This is a genomic window from Providencia burhodogranariea DSM 19968 (genome assembly GCF_000314855.2).
GTDB classification, from domain to species: domain Bacteria; phylum Pseudomonadota; class Gammaproteobacteria; order Enterobacterales; family Enterobacteriaceae; genus Providencia; species Providencia burhodogranariea.
Window position 1 is genome coordinate 749,631 of record NZ_KB233223.1, and the last position, 22,280, is coordinate 771,910.

At 37.6% G+C, this 22,280-nt stretch carries 21 protein-coding genes; 10 read left to right on the forward strand and 11 right to left on the reverse strand.

What is annotated here, in order from left to right; genetic code table 11:
- Positions 1–87 precede the first annotated feature (87 nt).
- Entirely contained in the window at positions 88–1,440 is a 1,353-nt protein-coding gene (tilS, locus tag OOA_RS13945) for a tRNA lysidine(34) synthetase TilS (RefSeq protein ID WP_008912799.1), read from the forward strand.
- 71 nt (positions 1,441–1,511) lie between these two features.
- Here the strand turns inward: tilS and rof are convergent, their stop codons facing one another.
- Positions 1,512–1,775 carry a Rho-binding antiterminator gene (rof, locus tag OOA_RS13950; protein WP_008912800.1) on the reverse strand — a complete coding sequence of 88 codons (264 nt, stop codon included), beginning with the start codon at positions 1,773–1,775 and terminating at the stop codon, positions 1,512–1,514.
- Positions 1,776–2,166: 391 nt separating this feature from the next.
- Between rof and nlpE the strand changes: the two genes are divergently transcribed.
- The 7 genes from nlpE (at position 2,167) to chbG (ending at position 8,753) form a co-directional block, all read left to right on the forward strand.
- On the forward strand, positions 2,167–2,823 hold the full coding sequence (gene nlpE / locus OOA_RS13955; RefSeq protein ID WP_008912801.1) for an envelope stress response activation lipoprotein NlpE: 657 nt from the start codon (positions 2,167–2,169) through the stop codon (positions 2,821–2,823).
- A 372-nt stretch (positions 2,824–3,195) separates the two neighbouring features.
- Complete coding sequence (locus OOA_RS13960) at positions 3,196–3,516, forward strand: PTS sugar transporter subunit IIB (RefSeq protein ID WP_008912802.1); 321 nt, start codon at positions 3,196–3,198, stop codon at positions 3,514–3,516.
- Between the two features lie 248 nt (positions 3,517–3,764).
- On the forward strand, positions 3,765–5,123 hold the full coding sequence (gene chbC, locus OOA_RS13965; protein WP_008912803.1) for a PTS N,N'-diacetylchitobiose transporter subunit IIC: 1,359 nt from the start codon (positions 3,765–3,767) through the stop codon (positions 5,121–5,123).
- 45 nt (positions 5,124–5,168) lie between these two features.
- Entirely contained in the window at positions 5,169–5,510 is a 342-nt protein-coding gene (gene chbA / locus OOA_RS13970) for a PTS N,N'-diacetylchitobiose transporter subunit IIA (protein ID WP_008912804.1), read from the forward strand.
- Between the two features lie 13 nt (positions 5,511–5,523).
- A complete protein-coding gene (gene chbR, locus OOA_RS13975) occupies positions 5,524–6,390 on the forward strand; it encodes a transcriptional regulator ChbR (protein WP_008912805.1) in 867 nt (288 codons plus the stop codon).
- A 191-nt stretch (positions 6,391–6,581) separates the two neighbouring features.
- Positions 6,582–7,934 (forward strand): 6-phospho-beta-glucosidase, encoded by a 1,353-nt coding sequence (locus OOA_RS13980; RefSeq protein ID WP_008912806.1) that lies wholly within the window; start codon positions 6,582–6,584, stop codon positions 7,932–7,934.
- A gap of 54 nt (positions 7,935–7,988) precedes the next feature.
- Positions 7,989–8,753 (forward strand): chitin disaccharide deacetylase, encoded by a 765-nt coding sequence (gene chbG / locus OOA_RS13985; protein WP_008912807.1) that lies wholly within the window; start codon positions 7,989–7,991, stop codon positions 8,751–8,753.
- Positions 8,754–8,897: 144 nt separating this feature from the next.
- On the opposite strand, the gene OOA_RS13990 is transcribed toward chbG, so the two are convergent.
- From OOA_RS13990 to aptA, 4 genes are all read right to left on the reverse strand, one after another.
- Positions 8,898–10,016, reverse strand: coding sequence for a DmpA family aminopeptidase (locus OOA_RS13990; protein WP_008912808.1), 1,119 nt, complete (start codon positions 10,014–10,016; stop codon positions 8,898–8,900).
- Entirely contained in the window at positions 10,013–11,392 is a 1,380-nt protein-coding gene (locus tag OOA_RS13995; protein ID WP_008912809.1) for an APC family permease, read from the reverse strand. Before OOA_RS13995 ends, OOA_RS13990 begins: the two co-directional genes overlap by 4 nt.
- Before the next feature lie 224 nt (positions 11,393–11,616).
- Entirely contained in the window at positions 11,617–13,119 is a 1,503-nt protein-coding gene (locus tag OOA_RS14000) for a CoA-acylating methylmalonate-semialdehyde dehydrogenase (protein ID WP_008912810.1), read from the reverse strand.
- Between the two features lie 12 nt (positions 13,120–13,131).
- Positions 13,132–14,463 carry an omega-aminotransferase AptA gene (gene aptA / locus OOA_RS14005; protein WP_008912811.1) on the reverse strand — a complete coding sequence of 444 codons (1,332 nt, stop codon included), beginning with the start codon at positions 14,461–14,463 and terminating at the stop codon, positions 13,132–13,134.
- Between the two features lie 98 nt (positions 14,464–14,561).
- On the opposite strand from aptA, the gene OOA_RS14010 reads away from it, so the two are divergent.
- A complete protein-coding gene (locus tag OOA_RS14010; RefSeq protein ID WP_008912812.1) occupies positions 14,562–15,458 on the forward strand; it encodes a LysR family transcriptional regulator in 897 nt (298 codons plus the stop codon).
- Between the two features lie 388 nt (positions 15,459–15,846).
- Here the strand turns inward: OOA_RS14010 and proS are convergent, their stop codons facing one another.
- The 6 genes from proS to metN form a co-directional block, all read right to left on the reverse strand.
- A complete protein-coding gene (gene proS / locus OOA_RS14015) occupies positions 15,847–17,574 on the reverse strand; it encodes a proline--tRNA ligase (protein ID WP_008912813.1) in 1,728 nt (575 codons plus the stop codon).
- A 121-nt stretch (positions 17,575–17,695) separates the two neighbouring features.
- Positions 17,696–18,415, reverse strand: a complete 720-nt coding sequence (gene tsaA, locus OOA_RS14020) for a tRNA (N6-threonylcarbamoyladenosine(37)-N6)-methyltransferase TrmO (protein ID WP_040691515.1) — start codon at positions 18,413–18,415, stop codon at positions 17,696–17,698.
- 7 nt (positions 18,416–18,422) lie between these two features.
- Positions 18,423–18,827, reverse strand: a complete 405-nt coding sequence (gene rcsF, locus OOA_RS14025; protein WP_008912815.1) for an Rcs stress response system protein RcsF — start codon at positions 18,825–18,827, stop codon at positions 18,423–18,425.
- 126 nt (positions 18,828–18,953) lie between these two features.
- Positions 18,954–19,775: a MetQ/NlpA family lipoprotein gene (locus tag OOA_RS14030; protein WP_008912816.1), complete on the reverse strand. Its 822-nt coding sequence runs from the start codon at positions 19,773–19,775 to the stop codon at positions 18,954–18,956.
- A gap of 59 nt (positions 19,776–19,834) precedes the next feature.
- On the reverse strand, positions 19,835–20,488 hold the full coding sequence (gene metI, locus OOA_RS14035; protein ID WP_008912817.1) for a methionine ABC transporter permease MetI: 654 nt from the start codon (positions 20,486–20,488) through the stop codon (positions 19,835–19,837).
- Complete coding sequence (metN, locus tag OOA_RS14040) at positions 20,481–21,512, reverse strand: methionine ABC transporter ATP-binding protein MetN (protein WP_008912818.1); 1,032 nt, start codon at positions 21,510–21,512, stop codon at positions 20,481–20,483. The genes metI and metN overlap by 8 nt, the downstream gene beginning before the upstream one ends.
- A gap of 171 nt (positions 21,513–21,683) precedes the next feature.
- Here metN and gmhB point away from each other — a divergent pair, with 171 nt between their 5' ends.
- Positions 21,684–22,250, forward strand: a complete 567-nt coding sequence (gene gmhB, locus OOA_RS14045; RefSeq protein ID WP_008912819.1) for a D-glycero-beta-D-manno-heptose 1,7-bisphosphate 7-phosphatase — start codon at positions 21,684–21,686, stop codon at positions 22,248–22,250.
- The last annotated feature ends 30 nt before the right edge of the window (positions 22,251–22,280 follow it).

A 22,280-nucleotide genomic window follows, 5' to 3' on the forward strand; every position in this document is an offset into this window, starting at 1 on the left:
TATCTTGGTACTGCCTGTTATTATTTCCAGCATCTTATGTGCTGGTTACGGTTACAAACATTAAAAACAGTGAAGAAGAGCAGACAAATGGCTAAACAATCACAAGCTATTATTGAGCATATTCTCAGTAAAATTGGTTATTTTCAAAAAGTACTGATTGGATTCAGTGGTGGGGTTGATTCAACCGTATTGTTACATGCTCTTTATCAAATAAAAACGCACATACTTTCTTCGCTTGAAATTCGAGCTATCCATATCCATCATGGTTTAAATAATAAAGCAGATGAGTGGGAAAGGCATTGCTATTCATTATGTGAGCAATGGAATATTCCCTTTATTTGCCAGCATGTTACGATTGATCCCACGAATGGTGGCATAGAAGCGGCGGCTAGAGAGGCTCGCTATCAGGCTTATCGCGATGAACTTGCTGATAATGAAATTATTTTGACTGCTCAGCACCTTGATGATCAAGCGGAAACTTTTATGTTGGCTTTAAAGCGTGGGAGTGGACCTGCGGGTTTATCATCCATGCCTGAATCAATGATATTTAATGCAACAGGTGGACAAACTTGGTTATTACGTCCGCTATTGGCGATATCCCGACATGATTTAGAAATTTATGCAGATGAAAATAAGTTGATATGGATAGAAGATGATAGCAACCAAGATGACCGCTATGATCGTAACTTCCTTCGCTTACATATAATGCCTTTATTTACACAGCGCTGGCCTCACTTTGCTGGTGCAATTTCGCGTAGTGCATCATTGTGTGCTGAGCAAGAATCCTTGCTTGATGAATTATTAAAAGAAGCCTTAGATGACATGATGGATTATCGAGGCGGATTGTTTATTGATGGCTTACAAGATTGCTCTAATGCTAAACGTAATGCATTACTTCGCCGATGGGTTGGTTTACATCGATTACCAATGCCGCCTTTTAATCAATTACAGAGAATTTGGCAAGAAGTTGCGCTTGCTCGCCAAGATGCAGAGCCTGTTTGCCAATTAGGTCATGTTGATATCCGACGATATCAAGGTGCATTATGGATTGTTCGACGAATTAAGAGCTTGCTTGGTCGGCAATTTACATGGCATTACCCACAACCGTTTATTCTACCTGAATCATTAGGTGTACTTGGTGTTATGGTTGATGAAGGGCAAATTCGTCCACCCTTATCGACAGAAAAAGTGACCGTTCGTTTTGGTCTGCAAGGTACGCTTAAAATTGTTGGGCGAATGCATTCAAGAAGTAGTAAGAAAATATGGCAAGAATTAGGAATTTCACCTTGGATGCGAGAGAGAACACCGCTTATTTATTATGATGAAAAGCTAATTGCTGCTGTTGGTTGCTTTATCACGCCAGAAGGTATGGTGAATGAAGGGCAGTTTGGCATTGCTTTTGATTGGGTAAAATATGATGAATATCAAGGCGATGAATAGCTAAAATGAGAAGCCCCTTATGACTGTGACCGTTCATAAGGGGCTCAGAAGCGCTCAATATTATATGAGCTTTAGTGAGAGTTATCGACAACGATAGTGCCGATCTCTGGATGACTGAAGGTATTGATATAGTCCAGACGTAACTCTTTAGTTCCCTCATGAGTCTCTAAAATCAGATACTCAACTTTTTTACGCAAGAGTAAATCGCTGGCCTTCCCTTCAATGATTTCGCCGCCATGAAGTTTAATTTCAAGTTTCAACTGGCGCTGGCAAGCGATTTCAAGATATTCGTAATCATCACAATTGATAGGTTGATATTCAGTATCTGTAGACATATTCCCTCACCACTATGTTAGTGGCGGTTATTGCCGCCTTGACTATTATTACCAAGCATCATGTGCTTAATAGCATAATAGCACAGTAATTTTAAGAACAATAATGAGTGATAGATGAAAAAGATAATTCTTATTTGAAGAGTTTGATATAGATCTCTCCTTATCCTATTGGTGGCAATGGCGGATTTATCTCGATGAAAATAGAGTATCGATAAATTGGGGTAAGGATCGCCAACATTTATTTTCAATAGAGTTCACATAACTCGAAGTGTAATGACATATATAAGTAAAGTCTGAAATACAATGACCAGAACATTTTTACTGTTGTAAGATGCTATGATGTAAAGGCAGACTAAAAATATAAGAATTGAATACTTAGGAGATAAAGGTAATGAAAAAATCACTATTTTTAGCATTAATAGCGACGGGTGTTATCACCTTAGTCGGCTGTCAAACAGCGGCCAAACAACCTAATGTGACTTATATTGATAGAGCTTATACTGGTATTTTACCTTGTGCCGATTGTTCCGGAATTGAAGCAACATTAATGGTGAATCAAGATGGTACTTATGTTGAGCAACTGGTTTATTTAGGCACTCGAGATGGTGATCAATCATTTTATGAAACGGGATCATGGGCTAAAGACGGTGATAAGCTTCGCATGACAAATGCAAATGGTGAACGAACTTATTTCTCACAATCAGCAGATGATAAGTCCATGACGCTACTTGACCAGGATGGTAATAAGATTGAGACACAGTTGAATTACACATTAAATCAAGTTGCAGCAAGTAAAAAAGTGGGTGAATACCGTTATATGGCCGATGCAGCAGTATTTACTGAATGTAAAACTGGCCGCACCTATGCTGCTTCAGGATTGGAGCTAGAAAAAGGCTATAGTGCTACAGGCGTTACAGGGGGAACTCCTGTTTATGCTGAAATTGAAGGCTATTATACTATTCGCCCTTCTATGGAAGATGGTCAATTCGATCCCGCTTTAGTTCAGACAGGAAATATCATGTTTGATAAATCGAGCTCTTGTAAATAGCACTAATAATCCAAGATCCCGCTAATTTTTAAAGGCCCAATGTTTATTGGGCCTTTTGCTTATCTATACCCGTGATACCTCGAGTTTACTAAAACATTTAATTTTGCACCTAATCCTACTCATTTTTAATGTCGTATGATTTTTTTTGACGCAAATTATTTGTATATCTGTGAAGGGAGTCATGACGGTTGGTCAATAAGAGACAATTCCCGATGACAATGAAATACCAAAAGTAAGTGAAAGTACGTATAATTAATTCAAGCATAAATAATCAGTACTTTTAGCGTATTGATTATGTAAAACAATAAGCCAGCAATATTTTATGAACTTAAATGGGTAATTAAAAATAATAGAGTGAATCAAGGATAAACAATGAAGAGGAAAAATATTTACTTATTCTGCTCCGCAGGAATGTCTACCTCACTTTTAGTCAACAAAATGAGGACTCAGGCGGAAAAATACGATGTTCCAGTCAATATAGAGGCTTTTCCAGAAAGTTTAGCAGTTGAAAAGGGCATCGATGCCGACGTTGTGTTACTCGGACCACAAATTGCTTGGATGTTATCTGATATTCAAAAGTTATTACCGCACAAACCCGTTGAAGTCATTGATTCACTTTTGTACGGTAAAGTTGACGGGCTCGGTGTATTAAAAGCCGCAATTGCAATAATAAAAAATAGAACAACAGATTGATTCTAGGTGTTATTGATTTTTGAAGGTCTATTTTTATTCGTTGTTTGGATTAGTTTTAATATTTTTCATCACCTAAATACGTTACATCATTCTATTACTGTTATTTCAATTAATTAGTGCAGTAAAAATAAACAGTAAAGTTTAATTGTTCCTAGAAAGCGATTTATTAACATAACTAAATAATCAAGTTATCACTATGGTGATAGTTACTAGGAAATGAAATACACCCAAACACAGAGGTTTTTTTTATGAATCTTACAATCAATTCCCTTGAAAAGGTACTTCTCCTTTTCGCTATTAGATTGGGAAATCAGCCACATGTTAATGCGATAAAAAATGGCTTTATTCGTATCATGCCTTTGACTTTAGTTGGTGCGATGTTTGTTCTTATTAATAACGTTTTTCTGAGTTTTGATACAGGATCATTTTTTTATTCGATGGGCGTCCGGTTAGAACCAACAACAATAGAAACTTTAAAAGGATTTAAAGTGATCGGGGGAAATGTTTATAACGGAACCCTCGGTATCATGTCATTAATGACGCCATTTTTTATTGCAATGGCGTTAGCAGAAGAACGAAAAGTTGATCCACTTGCCGCTGGTTTGTTAGCCATTGCTTCTTTTATGACGGTTACACCTTATGAAGTAAATGGTGCCTATGCAGTTGGCGCAAATTGGCTCGGTGGCGCTAATATTATTTCAGGGATTATACTGGGGTTGGTGGTCGCAGAAATATTTGCTTTTATTGTTCGTCGTCACTGGGTTATTAAATTACCTGATAGTGTGCCGCCTTCAGTTTCGCGCTCGTTCTCCGCATTAATTCCTGGCTTTATTATTCTATCAATTATGGGGATCATTTCGTGGGGACTAAGTGGGGTAAGCACTAATTTCCATCAGATAATCATGGATTCTGTTTCAGCTCCTCTAGCATCAATGGGGAATATCGTTGGTTGGGCATACGTCATATTTACATCGTTACTGTGGTTTTTTGGTATTCACGGTTCATTAGCATTAACAGCACTTGATAGCGGAATTATGACACCGTGGGCATTAGAAAATGTGTCATTGTTTACACAATATGGTTCGGTAGATGCGGCAATCGCAGCAGGCAAATCATTCCATATGTGGGCTAAACCGATGTTGGATTCTTATGTATTCTTAGGTGGAACAGGCGCTACACTAGGCTTAATCATTGCTATTTTTATTGCATCACGCCGTGCTGATCATCGGCAAGTCGCTAAACTGGCGTTACCTGCAAGTATTTTCCAAATTAATGAACCAATTATTTTTGGATTGCCGATTATCATGAATCCAGTCATGTTTATTCCATTTATTCTTATTCAGCCCTTATTGGCAGGGATTATGGTTGCAGCTTATTACCTCGGTATTATCCCACCCGTGACGAATATTGCACCGTGGACAATGCCTACAGGATTAGGAGCATTCTTTAATACGAACGGGAGTATTGCTGCATTATTACTCGCCTTGTTTAACCTTGGGGTTTCTGTATTGGTTTACTTACCTTTTGTTGTCATTTCGAATAAAGCACAAAGCATAATTGATGAAAATGAAAGTGAAGAAGATATTGCGAATGCACTGAAGTTTTAATAACTGAGGGGAAATTTACGCCTCTCTTAAGGTAGGGATAAAAAGATGTTTGAACTCGATGATATTCAAGAAAATGCTGAGAATGAACTAGAAGAAGTTGTCATGGGGCTGATTATTAATGCGGGTCAAGCGAGGAGTTTAGCTTACACGGCATTAAAAAAAGCTAAAGAAAGCGACTTTGATAATGCTAAAAGCTTAATGGAACAATCTCACTTGGCTCTCAATGAAGCACATAAAGTGCAAACAAAATTAATTGAAAGCGATATGGGGAAAGGACGGATCAAAGTGAGCTTAGTTCTTGTTCATGCTCAAGATCACTTAATGAATGCGATGCTAGCTCGTGAATTAATTATTGAATTAATTGAACTTCATAAAAAGCTAGAGTAATCAAAAGGGGATTATGATGCAGATACTAACTAATAAAATTGACACTAATGCGAATATTAAATTAGTTCAAGAAAATGAACTTTTTAATAATAAAAATTTTCACGTCTTTATTTATAATAAAGTTGAAAGTGCATGTGGACTGCATCAACATGATTATTATGAATATATGGTTGTTTTAACTGGTCGTTGTTATCAAATTATTAATGGAAAGCGTATTTTATTAGAACGAGGTGACTTTGTCTTTTTACCAATAGGTTCGAATCACGAAAGCTCCTATGATTTTGGATCGACTAGAATATTTAATGTAGGTATCAGTAAATCATTTTTTGATAAACACTATTTATCGTTATTACCTAATTGTTTTGTTTCTTCTCAAGAGTACCAATTAAAAAATGAGTTTATGGCTTATATTGAGTCGGTTATTTCATCACTTAATTTTCGTGACAATGAATTTAATGAGTTTATTGAATTAGTAACATTTAATGTAGTGAATAGAATACGGCACTTTCGTGAAAAAAAATTACAAGATGAAGCGCCATCATGGCTTAAGTTAACCTTAAGTGAGATGCATGATATCGCAATGTTCAGTGAAAGTGCATTACCAAATATGATCAAAATTGCCGGTAAATCTCAAGAGTATTTGACTAGAGCGACTAAGCGTTATTACAGCAAAACACCAATGCAAATTATTAATGATATTCGAGTTAATTTTGCAAAAAAACAATTAGAAATAACAAATTATTCCATTACTAACATTGCGTTAGAATCTGGATATAGCAGCCCAAGTTTATTTGTTAAAAAATTTAAGGAGTCAACATCTTTAACACCAAGTGATTATAGAAAAAATCTATGTAGTATTGAGCAGAGGGTGGTTGATTGATTTGAACCGTTTAATATTATGTTCTTATATTAAAAATATAATGCGGGATCCATGATATTCCAAGTCGCCAATAAGTAAGGATATAGGCATAGTCATCTATCTGAGTCATACAGTGTAATCAATACTTCCCGAATAGCATCGCTTTTTTCCTCGCTATATTTTGAATTATTTTGGATATATATGAGAGTAATATGACAAATAAATTAAAGATTGTAACCATAGGTGGTGGAAGTAGTTATACACCAGAGTTATTAGAAGGTTTTATTAAGCGTTATAATGAACTTCCTATTACGGAATTATGGCTTGTTGATATTGAAGAAGGAAAAGAAAAATTAGATATTATTTTTGCTCTTTGTGAACGAATGATCAAGCATGCAGGTGTTCCATTAAAAGTATATAAAACGCTAGATCGCAAAAAAGCATTGAAAGATGCTGATTTCATCACAACCCAACTTAGAGTTGGGCAGTTAAAAGCACGTGAAATTGATGAATCTATTCCTTTAAAACATGGTTATTTAGGGCAAGAAACCAATGGTGCTGGTGGACTTTTTAAAGGGCTACGAACGATCCCTGTGATATTTGATATCATCAAAGACGTTGAAGAACTTTGCCCTAATGCATGGGTTATTAATTTTACTAACCCTGCTGGAATGGTAACGGAAGCTGTTTATCGACATACTAAATTTAAACGTTTTATTGGGGTATGCAATATTCCGGTCGGTATGAAAATGTTTATTACTGATGTTCTTAAGTTATCTGATAAGGATCAACTATCGATTGATTTATTCGGTTTAAACCATATGGTTTTTATCAAGGATGTTATCATTAATGGAAAATCACGTTTTAATGAGCTGTTAGATGGGGTTGCATCCGGTACTTTAAGTGCAAATTCGGTCAAAAATATTACAGATTTGGCATTTAATGAAGGGCTAATTCGTTCATTAAATTTAATACCCTGCTCATATTTACTGTATTACTTTAAATCTAAAGAGATGTTAGCAATTGAACTGGCTGAATACTATAAAGGTGGAGCAAGAGCACAAATAGTTCAACGAATTGAACAGCAATTATTTGAGCTTTATAAGGATCCATTATTAGATGTTAAGCCGAAAGAATTAGAGTTACGCGGTGGAGCTTATTATTCAGATGCGGCTTGTGAGGTAATTAATGCAATTTATAATGATAAAAATACTGAGCATTATGTGAATATTCCGCATCAAGGCCATATCGATAATATACCATCTGATTGGACCGTTGAAATGACATGTACACTAGGGCGAAATGGCGCAATACCACACTCTAGAGTCACACATTTCGATGATAAAGTGCTCGGGCTTATTTATACGCTAAAAGGTTTTGAAATTGCGACAAGTCGTGCTGCAATCAATGGCGATTTCAATGATGTTCTATTAGCAATGAACCTCAATCCTTTAATTTACTCAGATAAAGATGCTTATTTATTATCTAAAGAGCTATTAATCGCACATAAAATACATCTTCCCCAATTTGAGAAGGCAATAAAACAACTTGAGCAGGAACCATAATGTTCATTTTGGGTGGTGAAGATTAATGTTTGTATTAAAAAAAGGGGGGATATAATGTCATCTTTGCTGATTGTGAATGCCGATGATTTTGGGCTATGTCAGGCTGTTAATTATGGCATCATTGAATCACATCGAAATGGTATTGTGAATTCGACAAGTGCAATGATGAATATGCCAGGAATATATCATGCAGCTAAATTAAGCCATGAATATCCTAGCTTAGCGGTAGGTATGCATTTTGTTTTAACTGCCGGTATGCCTTTTTCTAACATACCATCTCTGACTCATAATGGTATTTTAGGTAAGTGGTTATGGGAAATCGACTCAAACGACTTACCCTTAGATGAAATAGCGCAAGAATTGCGTCGGCAGTACGAGCATTTCATTACGGTTTTTGGCTATGAGCCAAGCCATATTGATAGTCATCACCATGTTCATATGATGACGAGTATTTTTCCTATTGTAGTTAACTTTGCTCAAGAAAAAGGTATTGCCTTAAGAGTTGATCGTCAATTAGCTAAAACGTGGCCGCCGATATTTGATCCTGTTACCAGTACCGACTATTTCAGTCGTGATTTTTATGGTGATGAAGTCACTGAATCACTTTTTTTAAATATATTAAATGATTCGATTACTCGAGGCGATCAATCAATCGAAATCATGAGTCATCCTGCTTTTATTGATAATGCATTGCTGAAAAGTAATTATACCTATCAACGGCTAACTGAGCTTGATGTGCTAACATCAACAACCTTAAAAGCGCAAGTTTTGGATCGTGGTTTTAAATTAGGTTCGTATTTAGATCTTTACGATAAATAAACTTTAAATTCAATCGGTGATATAAATTAGATTACATCGACGATGTAATGTAATAATGCATATCAACGGTAAATTAATAATAATACGATTTTTATTAGCGTTCTCTGGTATATACCGGAGAACGCTAATTCGAAACGAGCTGTTCTACTGCGATGAAGTCCATCCACAAACTTGTAGTGCGGCCAGTAATTGTTCAGAATTCAATTCTTCTGCGGTATGACCATTACCTTCTACGGTTTTTGCTGCAAGAAGTGCATTGATAATAGATTCTTCAACAGCTTCAGCAGCAGCTGAAAATAATGATGATATATGGTCATCATTCACCATGTTAACTGGGATTGTGAAATTACCTTGTCGTGAATAATCGGCAACAGGTAAGTTATTATTTCCCGTGGAAAATGCTAGAAAAATATCACCACTCGAGTTTTCTGTTCCTCCACCTGTTCGAGCGACACCAATACTTGCACGTTGCGCTAAACGCGCACATTGGTGTGGTAATAATGGGGCGTCAGTGGCGATAACGACAACAATAGAACCCAAGCCTGCGCTTTTTGCGAGCTGAGATTTAAATGGAGAGTGAATTTCTGATAACTGGCGACCAACTGGATAGCCTCCGACTAATAAGTTTTCTCGTTGACCATGGTTAGCTTGCACAATCGCACCAACAATCCAGCCTCCTTCAGTTTCATGTAATTGACGAGAAGCAGTACCTATTCCACCTTTAAATTCATGGCAAATCATGCCATGACCACCACCAACGGCACCTTCTTCTGGAATACCTGAATGTACATTTGATTTGGCTTCACGAACATGTTTTTCTTTAACATGGAATCCATTAATATCATTAAGTAACCCATCATAAGTTTCCATAACAACAGGCATGCACCAATAAACAGAATCATCTTGTTGTGGCAATGCTTCACGTTCTAAAGCTATGAGGGTATCTCGCACAATGCCCACGCTATGAGTATTTGTGAATGCAATAGTGCTTGTTAATAAACCCGCTTCACGTATCCATTCAAGCCCTGTCGCATCACCATTACCATTAAGAACATGTACGCCTGCGAAACAAGGCGAAAATCGAGTTAGTTCAGGCCTAGGTTCAATGATTGTGACTCCAGTACGAACGCTTGACCCATTAGGCAATATTTCATTGATAGTTGAATGCCCAACACTGATCCCAGCAACATCGGTTATCGCATTTAATAAACCAGGCTTTCGATGACCAATGATGATCCCTAAATCTCGAGTACGTAGCGTCATGATGACTTTCCTTTCGTTGATTGTATAACGGCAGCTTTATCTTTTTTTCTATGTTTTATATTTAGCGCTAAACCTAAAATCAGGATAGTGATAATGACTATAAAATCTTTGATAGTACTGGTCGCTAATAGAGTCCATAAAACGTATAAACAAGAAACTAATGTGATAATGGCGGGGATTGGCCATAAAGGCATTAAATAAGGGTGATGGGCTCCTTTTTTACGGCTAAATAAAGCCGCAATAGCCATTATGATGTACACAAAAAGTAATAAAATGACAGTGAATGAGGTCAATTCAGCAAGATTAGAATAGAGAGCAAGTAATGCTGATGGTATGCAATAAGCAATAGTTGCAACCCAAGGAGTATTAAAGCGCTTATCTGTTTTTACTAAATATTTATTGATGGATAAAAACCAAAATTCATCTCTACCACTTGAAAAAATCATTCTGCTAAATTGTACTACAATCGCAATTATCGCATTAAAAACAGATAAATAAATTGCAGCACAAACAACTTTAGCTAATGTAGGTCCACTTAATTGTGTAATGATATAACCAATTGGATCTGCTTGTTTTGACATGTCTGCAAGTGATGGAGCTCCAATTATCAAAGCGGCAAGTGGGACGATTTCAACGATAACCACAATAAATAACGTCAGTAAAATGGCTATAGCCATTGGCTTCCCTTGTTTTTGCATATCTTCTGCCATATAAACGGCAGCGCCATAACCGTTATAAGAAAATAAAGCAGTGCCGACCATGGCAATAATAAGCCCTGTACTTACGGGTTCTAACAATCCTGTTGAATTTGCAATGACAGGAGAAATTAAAATATCAACAGGTTGATTGGGATTACTGAAGCCTAACCACGCAATTAAAACTAATATCGCGATTTCTAAAAATAGGAAAACACCCGTTAAGATGGCATTTGTTTTAATGTTTAATAGTGCAATTGCACCACCTATAAGGACTGTCCACATTCCTGCTGTTGCACTATCAAAATTTGTTCCTAATGCCGTGTTTAAATAAGGTATTGCACCACTGGCTAATACTGCGGGAATAAAAAAAGCGCAGACTAAAATAAATAAATATGTTTGAAGACCGAAAAGTGTCCCAAATAATCGCTTGATAATTGAGTATTCTCCACCTGCACTTGGGTGTGCTGCACCAAGTTCGGCGTAACATAAAGCGATGTTAGTTGCTATAAATGCGGCAATTAAAAATGAGATAAATGATCCACTTCCTGCACTTGCTATGGTGAGTGGAGCGATGACAAAAATGGAACTTGCAGGGGTAACACCAGAGGCAGTAATCATAACAACGTCAAATATGGTTAATCTACCTTCCTTTTTAGTTGGTTCTGTTTTTATGTTCATTGCAAAATCCTCTAATTATTAATAAGTTATAAGGCATGGCAATAAATGGTCGATATTGAGTTCATCAATAGAAATCGATAAGGAAGATTGATTTAAACTCACGCAAATTAAATAAAAACAATCATTAGTATTGAATTCTTAGCCTCAGTTTTACTGCTATCAGAGCCGCTACCAATAAATTGCAGGACACAATGTTTTTTCGTCAAATGTTAGTTATCTTGTCGTTATTCCTTATGGCTATTCAGAAATGCAAATTGTGCGATTTCATCGGTTTGTTTTTTGGGCCAACGTTGGGTGATTGTTTTACGACGGGTATAAAAACGAACTCCATCGGGTCCATAAGCATGTAAATCACCAAATAAAGATCGCTTCCATCCACCGAAACTGTGAAAAGCAATAGGGACAGGTAAAGGAATATTAATTCCAACCATTCCAACTTCTATTTCTTCAGAGAATAAATGTGCCGATTCGCCATCGCGTGTAAATAGACAAGTGCCATTACCGTATTCATGTTGGTTAACCACTGATATTGCTTGCTCAAGACTTTCAACACGAACAATACAAAGTACCGGACCGAAGATTTCTTCTTGGTATATACGCATGTTTGGCGTGACATTATCAAATAAGCAACCGCCTAAAAAAAAGCCTTTTTCTTTTGCTGCCAAGGTAAGCTTACGACCATCAACTAATAAACTTGCGCCACTTTCTATACCATCAGTAATATAGTTTTGAACTTTCTCAAGATGCGCTTGAGTAATAAGAGGTCCCATATCTATATTAAGCTCACTTCCTACGCCTATTCTTAATGATTTTATTTTAGGAATGATCTGTTCAACGAGCGCATCAGCAATATGATTACCAACACACACAACAACTGAAATAGCCATACATCGTTCACCACAAGAACCATAAGCGGCTCCCATGAGAGCGTTTACTGCATTATCTAAATCAGCATCTGGCATCAATACTGCATGGTTTTTTGCACCGCCGAGTGCTTGTATTCGTTTCCCTCTTTGAGCTCCTTCTCGGTATATATATTCCGCGACAGGTGTTGAACCAACAAAACTAATGGCTTTAACATCAGGATGATCAATAAGTGCATCAACGGCTTCTTTATCACCATTAACGACATTCAGTACACCTTTAGGTAACCCGGCTTGTTGAAGTAATTCAGCGATTAATAAGGTAGAACTGGGATCTCTTTCTGAAGGTTTCAGAACAAAGGTATTTCCGCATACAATTGCTAATGGATACATCCATAAAGGGACCATTGCAGGGAAATTAAAGGGAGTGATGCCGGCAACAACACCGACTGGATGAAAGGTGCTCCAAGTGTTAATGTCCGAGCCCACATTACGAGAATGTTCCCCTTTTAAAAATTCAGGTGCAGCCATTGTGTATTCAATACTTTCGATCCCTCTATTTAGCTCTCCTGCGGCATCTTCATGCGTTTTACCGTGTTCTTCACTAATGAAATGGATGATTTGCTGCTGATTTTCTTCTAAAAGCTGTTTGAAACGAGCGAGAATTCTGACTCGTTTAGCTGTTGAAGTGGATTTCCAACTTGGAAGCGCTGCCTTTGCAGCTAAAACTGCTTGGTTAACTGTTTCTCGGTTTGCCATTTCAACTTGCCTAATTGGCTGCCCTGTTGAAGGGTCAAACACATCAGCGAGACGCCCATTAATTGAAAAAGATTGGCCATTAATTAAGTGCGTTATTGTTGTCATAACTCATTATCCTCAGTTTAATTGTTGTAATGTTTCTCCGACAGCATCAAATAATCTTTCAATATCAGCCTGTTCACTATTAAACATCGGGCCAAATTGCAGAGTATCCCCGCTAAAGCGGACATAAAAACCTAATTCCCATAATGCTATCCCGGCATCAAAGGCTCTAATAGTGGGGTCACCATCACGTCCAGCAAGTTGAATAGCGCCAACTAACCCGCAATTTCTGATATCAACAACATGTGGACATCCTTGCAAAGCATGTATTTTCTGTTCAAAAAATGGCGCGAGTGTAGCTGAGCGTTCAAGAAGAGACTCTTCCTCTAACAATTGTAAAGTTGCTAATGCAGCAGCGCATGCAACAGGGTGAGCGGAATAGGTATAACCATGAGCTAATTCAACTGCATGTTCTGGTAAGGGCTGGGACATAAAAGTATTATAAATTTCACTGCTAGTAATGACTCCCCCAAGTGGTATTGCACCATTGGTAATTTGCTTAGCAAAATTAAGTATATCGGGAGTGACACCGAAATATTCAGAACCACTCCATGTGCCCATTCGTCCAAATCCAGTGATAACCTCATCAAAAATAAGCAAAATATCGTTTTGATCGCAAATTTGACGTAAACGTTGTAAATAGCCGTTAGGGGGAATAATGGCGCCAGCCGATCCAGATAGTGGCTCGATAATAACGGCAGCAATATTAGATGCATCATGTAACTCGATTAGTTTCAACATATCATTCGCTAGCGTTTCACCACCATCTTCAGCAATCCCTTTGGTAAATGTCTTGTCGGCTTGCAAAGTGTGACATAAATGATCTACATCCATAAATGAACCAAATGTTTTGCGATTTCCGCCAATACCTCCCAAGCTTGTTCCCGCTATATTAACGCCGTGATACCCACGACTACGGCCGATTAGTTTAGTTTTTGATGCTTTACCTTTAATGCGCCAATAAGCCCTTGCAATTTTAACTGCGGTATCAGTGGATTCGGAACCTGAACTGGTGAAAAAAACATGGTTCAGATTTTGAGGCATCAGATGCGTGATTTTTTCTGCTAATTGGAATGAGAGAGGGTGGCCGAACTGGAATCCTGGTGAATAGTCTAGTGTACTGAGTTGTTGTGTGACTGCGATTTGAATTTCAGTACGAGTATGACCTGCACCACAATTCCATAAACCGGATAAACTATCATAAACTTGGCGTCCATGACTATCTTTCAACCAAGGGCCTTTAGCCGAAACAATAATTCTAGGATTTCGATGAAAGTATCTATTTGAGCTAAATGGCATCCAGTGAGAATCAAAATTAAGTGATTTTTCGTTCGTATTTTCTGGCATAGATAATTCTCCTATTATGACTAGTTGTATTTTGTATTAATGTTACAGTGTGTTAAATTTAAATTAACGAATTGTTACTTTTGGGTTTTGTTAAGTAAATGAAGAAAAAGACTCTTGGGCAAGTAACTGATTTTGAATTGAAATTATTACGTGTATTTAAAACGGTTGCAGAATGTGGCAGTTTTTCATCGGCGGAAATTTTATTAGGTATATCGAGTTCAGCTATTAGCCTTCATATGGGAGATCTGGAAAAGAGGCTCGGTGTGCGTTTATGTCAAAGAGGTCGAGCTGGCTTTTCTCTGACAGACGAAGGGAGAGAAATATTACGTATAAGCGAGAATATGATGGCTTCCATTGAGCATTTTCGCCAACAAGTGAATCAATTGCATAAGCAGTTACGAGGAGAGTTTAATATAGGTATTATTAATAACTTAGTGACTCAGCCACAAATGCGTTTAACCAATGCGTTAGAAAAAATGCATGAAGTTGGGCCAGACATACGTATTAACTTATGCATGAGTACGCCAATGGAAATTGAAAGGGGGCTGATGGATGGTTGGCTCCACGTCGGGGCATTACCATTTAGTAGTACCATTTCAGGGCTACATTATTCACCGCTCTATGATGAAAAATCATTTCTATATTGCAGTAATCGGCATCCATTATTCTCGTTAAGCACCTTACCAACAAAAAAACAGTTATCGGAACTAAATGCGATTGTACCAACAAGTAGAATGACGAGTGAAATGGTCGCTATGCATCAGTTGCTGAATTGTGTGGCCACTGCATCTGATCGCGAAGGGATTGCATTTTTAATTTTGACCGGGAAATTAGTTGGTTATCTTCCTGATCACTATGCTGCTAATTGGGTAAATAATGGTGTCATGAAAGCGATTTCACCTGAAAAGTTGTTTTTCCATAATCCTATTGTTATTGCTACCCGTAAAGGTGCCCATATTAATAATATAACCGACTATTTTTTGAGCGTATTATAAATATAGTTGTATTGCATATTAATTGTTTCTTTTTATCTATATGAGTGCATGTAGTAATTATGTTGTTTGACATTATATAGATGATACATGATTGAAATTTAAATGATGTTATAATTATTAGATATATTGATAGATTGTCGATAAACAAGGTAATGAATTCAACTAATTGAAAAATATAAAAATAAATAATATAACATGGAGTTTTTCTTATCATAAAAAAGCTTTATTATTAAAAAACGTGACATGTCACACTACAAATTTAATTATAAAATCTCTTTTTTATCAGCTCCACGATGATGCAATCAATAATGATTTAACTTGAAGTATGGCAAATAAAAAGCCCAACCTATATTGATAACGTATAGGTTGGGCTGTAATTTTACATTAATTAACGCAGGTTACCTGCCAGTTTTTCTTTTAAAAAGCTGACAACATTATCAAGCCCTACAAGTGATTTTTCATCACTGCGACGAGCTTTATATTCAACTTGATTGCTATCTAGATTACGGTCACCGATAACAATGGTATAAGGAACACCAATCAGCTCCATATCAGCGAACATGACACCAGGGCGCTCTTTACGGTCATCGAAAATAACTTCAATACCTTGTGCTTTTAAGTCAGCATACAGCTTTTCAGCAACTTCTTTGACTCGGTAAGATTTGTGCATGTTCATTGGCAAAATTGCGACATGGAATGGTGCGATTGCATCATGCCAAACAATACCACGCTCATCATGGCTTTGTTCAATAGCTGCCGCAACAATACGAGTTACACCAATGCCATAGCAGCCCATTGTAACGATTTGGTTATGGCCTTCTTCATTTTGTACTGAAGCTTTCATTGCTTCGGAGTATTTAGTGCCAAGTTGGAAAATATGACCTACTTCAATACCACGTTTGATAAGCAATGTGCCTTTACCATCTGGGCTTGGATCACCTTCAACAACATTACGTAAATCGAAAGTTTCTGGTTGAGCTAAATCACGCTCCCAGTTAATACCAAAATAATGTTTACCATCAATGTTGGCACCAGCACCAAAATCACTCATAACAGCAACGCTACGATCTATAACGATAGGTAACGGCATATTGATAGGACCTAATGAGCCAGGTGCTGCATTTACTGCTGTTTTTATCTCTTCTTCTGAAGCAAATTCTAGTGGGCTAGCAACCAGTGGATGTTTTTCAGCTTTTATCTCATTAAGTTCATGGTCACCACGAATTAATAATGCAACTAATGTATGGCCTGAATCTTTTTTGGCACGAACGATTAATGTTTTAACTGTTTTTTCGATAGGCAAACCAAATTGTGCAACCAATTCTGCAATCGTTTTTGCATTTGGTGTATCAACAAGACGCATTTCTTCAGTCGGTGCTGCGCGTGGCGTTAATGGCGCAATAGCTTCTGCTAATTCGATATTTGCTGCAAAGTCAGATTCTGTTGAGAAGACGATATCATCTTCACCACTTTGTGCGAGAACTTGGAATTCGTGTGAAGCGCTTCCACCAATAGAACCTGTATCTGCGTGTACTGCACGGAAATCAAAACCAATACGCGTGAAGATCTTACTGTAAGCTTCATACATCGCATCATAAGTTTCTTGTAATGATTCTTGCGTTGTATGAAACGAGTATGCATCTTTCATAATAAATTCACGTGAGCGCATGATGCCAAAACGTGGACGAACTTCATCACGGAATTTAGTTTGAATTTGGAATAGATTCAATGGTAATTGTTTGTATGAAGTAATTTCATTACGAACTAAATCGGTAATAACTTCTTCATGAGTTGGCCCTAAAACAAAAGGGCGCTCCCCTCGGTCGGTAAAACGCAGTAACTCAGGACCATATTGCTCCCAACGACCACTCTCTTGCCACAAATCTGCGGGTTGAACTACGGGCAGAGACACTTCGATTGAGCCCGCATTTTCCATTTCTTCACGAACAATATTCTCGACTTTACGTAGAACACGAACGCCAGTAGGTAACCAGTCATAAAGACCAGATGCAAGTTTACGGATCATTCCTGCACGAAGCATCAATTGATGGCTGATCACTTCGGCATCTGCAGGAGTCTCTTTTAGTGTTGAGAGCAGATATTTGCTAGTACGCATTGTATAGGTTCCATTAGAACAACGGGTGATGGCAAAAGGAGTTATTGCCAAATCAATCTTGACTGCAAAAGCAGCCTGATAAACAGCTAGTCTACCAGTGACCGTGCTTTGTCAAAAGGGGTTAAACAGATTTTTCATAAGGCTCAACGGCGAATACTTCAGTCACATTTTCGACAACTCGCCAACGTACATTAAAATCGAGTAAATGAACCGCGTAGTCACGCGCTTCCGTCGCCTGTTTTTTATAAGCAGGGCGTGGATCTTGCATTAAAACTTGCTGAATAAATTGCATAAGACCCGGATAGCTTTTTTGATATCTTACTAAATCTTGTTGTACTTGGGGATAAAAAATAACTTGCATATCATCTGATGGCGCATTTTGAGCAAACCCAGCCTTCGCCGTCGGAATAGACTCAGCAAAAGGTAAGTAAGGTTTAATATCAATGACTGGCGTTCCATCGACGAGATCTAAGCTACCTAACTCCAGAATAATACTATTTCGCTCTTGAGTTATTTCTTTTAATTCAACTAGAGACATACCAATAGGGTTTGGCCTAAAGGTTGAACGCGTTGCAAAGACCCCCATCTTATCATTTCCCCCTAATCTAGGAGGCCGAACAAGTGGTTTCCATCCACCTTTCATCGTTTGATGAAACACAAATAATATCCAAATATGACTGAATTGTTCTAGTCCTCTTACTGAATTGGGATCATTATAATGTGGATACAGATGCAACCGGCCCGTACCGCCAGAGACAAGCCCTGGCTGGCGAGGGATAGCAAATTTTTCTTTATAAGGAGATTCTACATGCCCTATGACATTACATTCGAATGATTGCATCTGATTATTATTCGACAATTTGTATTGCACTACCTTCGCAGATTGTTGCTTGATAGCAACCTGGAGAGGTCATTGTTTGGCATTGGTGCAATACGACTGCATCAGCAGCAATATAAGCAGCTTGAGTTAACATACTTCTTTTCGCTGTATTTATATTTGAGGCTGGACTTTGAACACTTTCTCTACATGATTCCCCTGACACAACACCGAGATCTTTAAATGGCATCCCTAATAGTTCTTCGGGACTATTCATCAATTTTACATTTGTTGTATCAGGCTTGGCCGCTTTTTGTGGGGCTGGTTTAGATAGCTTCATACTAGTGAAGCCTTTATTTTGACCCTGATTAATGTATTGATTCATTCCACACCCAGCTAAAACAAAGGTCGCTAGGGCGAGCAATAACAATCTCATGATTTTTTCCTTTCTTATATGTATGGGAAAATTATATTTGCTATGTGCCTTTTATATTTAATACAAAAAATACTAGGTGGCATACACCACCTAGTATCTTAATCACTTTTTAACTAATAAAAAAGATTACCAACCTTTAATAGCACCACCATCGAAGACTTCGTCAGCTTTCTTAGCAACTTCATCTGATTGATATGCTTGGATAAACTTCTTCACATTTTCGCTATCTTTATTATCATCACGAGCAACAATAATATTTACATAAGGAGAATCTTTATCTTCTACAAATAAACCATCTTTTGCTGGTGTTAGTTTTGGTGTTGCACTACTTGCCCAAGTGGTATTGATAATAGCCAGTGCAATTTTTTGATCATCAAGTGCACGTGGTAACTGTGGTGCTTCTAACTCAACAAATTTTAAATTCTTTGGATTCTCTACAATATCCAGAATCGTAGGCATTAAACCAGTACCATCTTTCAGTTTGATTAAACCTTGTTGTTGTAATAGAAGTAACGAACGACCTAAGTTTGTTGGATCGTTAGGTAATGCAATTTGAGAGCCATCAGCGAGTTCGTCAACTGATTTAATTTGTTTAGAGTATGCAGCAATAGGATAGATGAAGGTATTCGCAACTGGAGTTATTTTATAATTTCTATCTTTAATTTGCTGTTCAAGATAAGGCTTATGTTGGAATGCATTCGCATCAATATCACCTTTGCTTAACGCTTCGTTTGGTAATACGAAGTCGTTAAAAGAAACCAATTCAACATTCAGACCATATTTTTCTTTTGCTACTTTTTGTGCAACTTCAGCAACTTCTAATTCTTTGCCCATAATAACACCTACTTTGATGCTATTTGGATCTTTCTCTTTTTCGCCACATCCCGCTAGAACTAATGTGCCTAATAGCGCGCCGACAACTGCAATAGATTTGAACTTAATAGACATACATATACCCCTTAAACGCTTTCTTATATAGCACCTCTACGGCGCCGCTATTTTACAGACTATTTATGTGACACTTTTTTCATTAAGTATTCACCAGTAAACTGAATAATGAATACTAGGATAATTAACAGCACAAGCACGGTATTCATGACAACTGGGTTATAGGTATAATAGCCATACTGCATTGCAATCTGACCTAACCCACCGGAACCGACCGCACCACCCATTGCAGAATAACCAACTAACATAATTAAGGTAATGGTTGCTGCGTTAATGATCCCCGATAGGGATTCGGGTAACAGGATTTTACGAATTATTTGCAGTGGTGTTGCACCCATAGCTCTTGATGCTTCAATTAAACCACTTGGCACTTCTAATAACGTATTTTCAACCATACGTGCGATAAAAGGAATAGCTCCAACTGTTAGTGGAACAATTGCTCCCTCAATACCGATAGCTGAACCTACCAAGAATTTTGTGAATGGGCTTATCCATACTAAAAGAATGATAAATGGAATTGAACGGAAAATATTCACGACCGCTGAAATTACACCATAAAGAACGGTATTTTCCATCACTTGGCCACGGCGAGTGACATAAAGTAGCACCCCGGTAGGTACACCCACTAAAAAGCCTAGGATCGCTGACACGAAGGTCATAATAATAGTATCAATCGTTCCCGATATAAGTAGTGCAATCATTCCCTCAGACATAACCCAAAACCTCTACTTTGACATGATGCTCTTTTAAAAATTCAATTGTTGCTTCAACGCCGCCATTAACTCCATGTATCTCAGCGAGCATTACGCCAAATTTTACTCCGCCTGCATAATCAATTTGAGAACTTAATATATTAATGTCGATATCAAACTTGCGAACAACCATAGAGATAAGTGGTGCATCAACCGATTGGCCCGTGAACTCAAGCTTCAGTAATGGCGATAAACCTGTTGCTGGCTCGCTTTTGAGTTTATCTTTATAATCTTCTGGAATATCAACTACTAATGTGGATTTAATAAACTGTTGTGCAACAGGTGTTTTAGGGTGAGAAAAAACGGCACTCACTTTATCTTGTTCGATTAATTGTCCACCACTAATGACAGCAACCTGATCGCAAATACGCTTAACTACATCCATTTCATGAGTAATAAGTAAAATGGTTAGACCTAATCGACGGTTGATATCCTTAAGTAATTCAAGGATTGACCGTGTTGTTGCTGGATCAAGTGCACTTGTAGCTTCATCACATAATAAAACTTTTGGGGAATTTGCTAATGCGCGAGCGATTGCAACACGCTGCTTTTGCCCACCAGAAAGATTTGCTGGATAAGCATCTTTTTTATCAGTTAGCCCAACAAGTTCAAGTAGTTCATTAACACGAGCTTTAATTTTATCTTTAGGCGTATTATCTAATTCAAGCGGCAATGCCACATTATCGAAAACATTACGAGAAGATAATAAGTTAAAGTGCTGAAAGATCATGCCAATACTACGACGAGCTTTCGTCAATGATTTCTCTGGTAGTGCGGTTAAATCTACACCGTCAACAATGACCTGACCTGAGGTTGGTCGTTCAAGCATATTTACACAACGGATTAGCGTACTTTTACCTGCACCCGAAGCACCAATGACACCGTAGATTTGTCCAGCAGGAACTTGCAGGCTAATATCTGTTAGCGCCTGAATGTTAAGGCTTCCTTGCTGGAAAACTTTATTAATCTTTGAGAGCTTTATCATTTATTTCTTCTAAATATATAGGAATTGATTTTTAGATAATTAAATCTAACATGACCGGATGTTAAGGCGTCTAGACGTCTAAGTCAACAGAGTTTGATTTAATTTATTATATTCTCATTTATTTTCTTTTCATGAGATACTTAAACTTCATTAAGTTTAAGGAGTAAATCGGTGAGCAAAGGTATACCAGCAATCTTTTTAGATAGAGACGGCACGATTAATATAGATCATGGCTATGTGCATCAAATAGATAACTTTGAATTTATTGAAGGCGCTATTGAGGCTATGGCTGAATTAAAAAAAATGGGTTACGCGCTGGTGGTGGTGACCAACCAATCGGGTATCGGTAGAGGCATCTATTCTGAGGACAGCTTTATGCAATTAACAGAATGGATGGATTGGTCATTAGCTGACCGCGGTGTTGAACTTGATGGCATCTATTTCTGCCCTCATCATCCAGAAGCTAAAGATGAAGCTTATCGTGAAGACTGTAATTGTCGTAAACCGAAACCTGGCATGTTATTAGATGCACAGTCTTTCCTTAATATAGATATGGCATCTTCTATTATGGTTGGTGACAAATTAGCAGACATGCAAGCAGGTAGAGCTGCTAATGTTGGAACCATTATCTTAGTAAGAAGTGGTGAAGCAGTGACAGAAGAAGCAATCGAAAGTGCAGATATTGTCATTAATAGCATCGCAGACCTGCCAAAAACGCTAAAAAGTATCAAAAAATAGACGTTTTGATTGATATGTCAGCAATTGAAA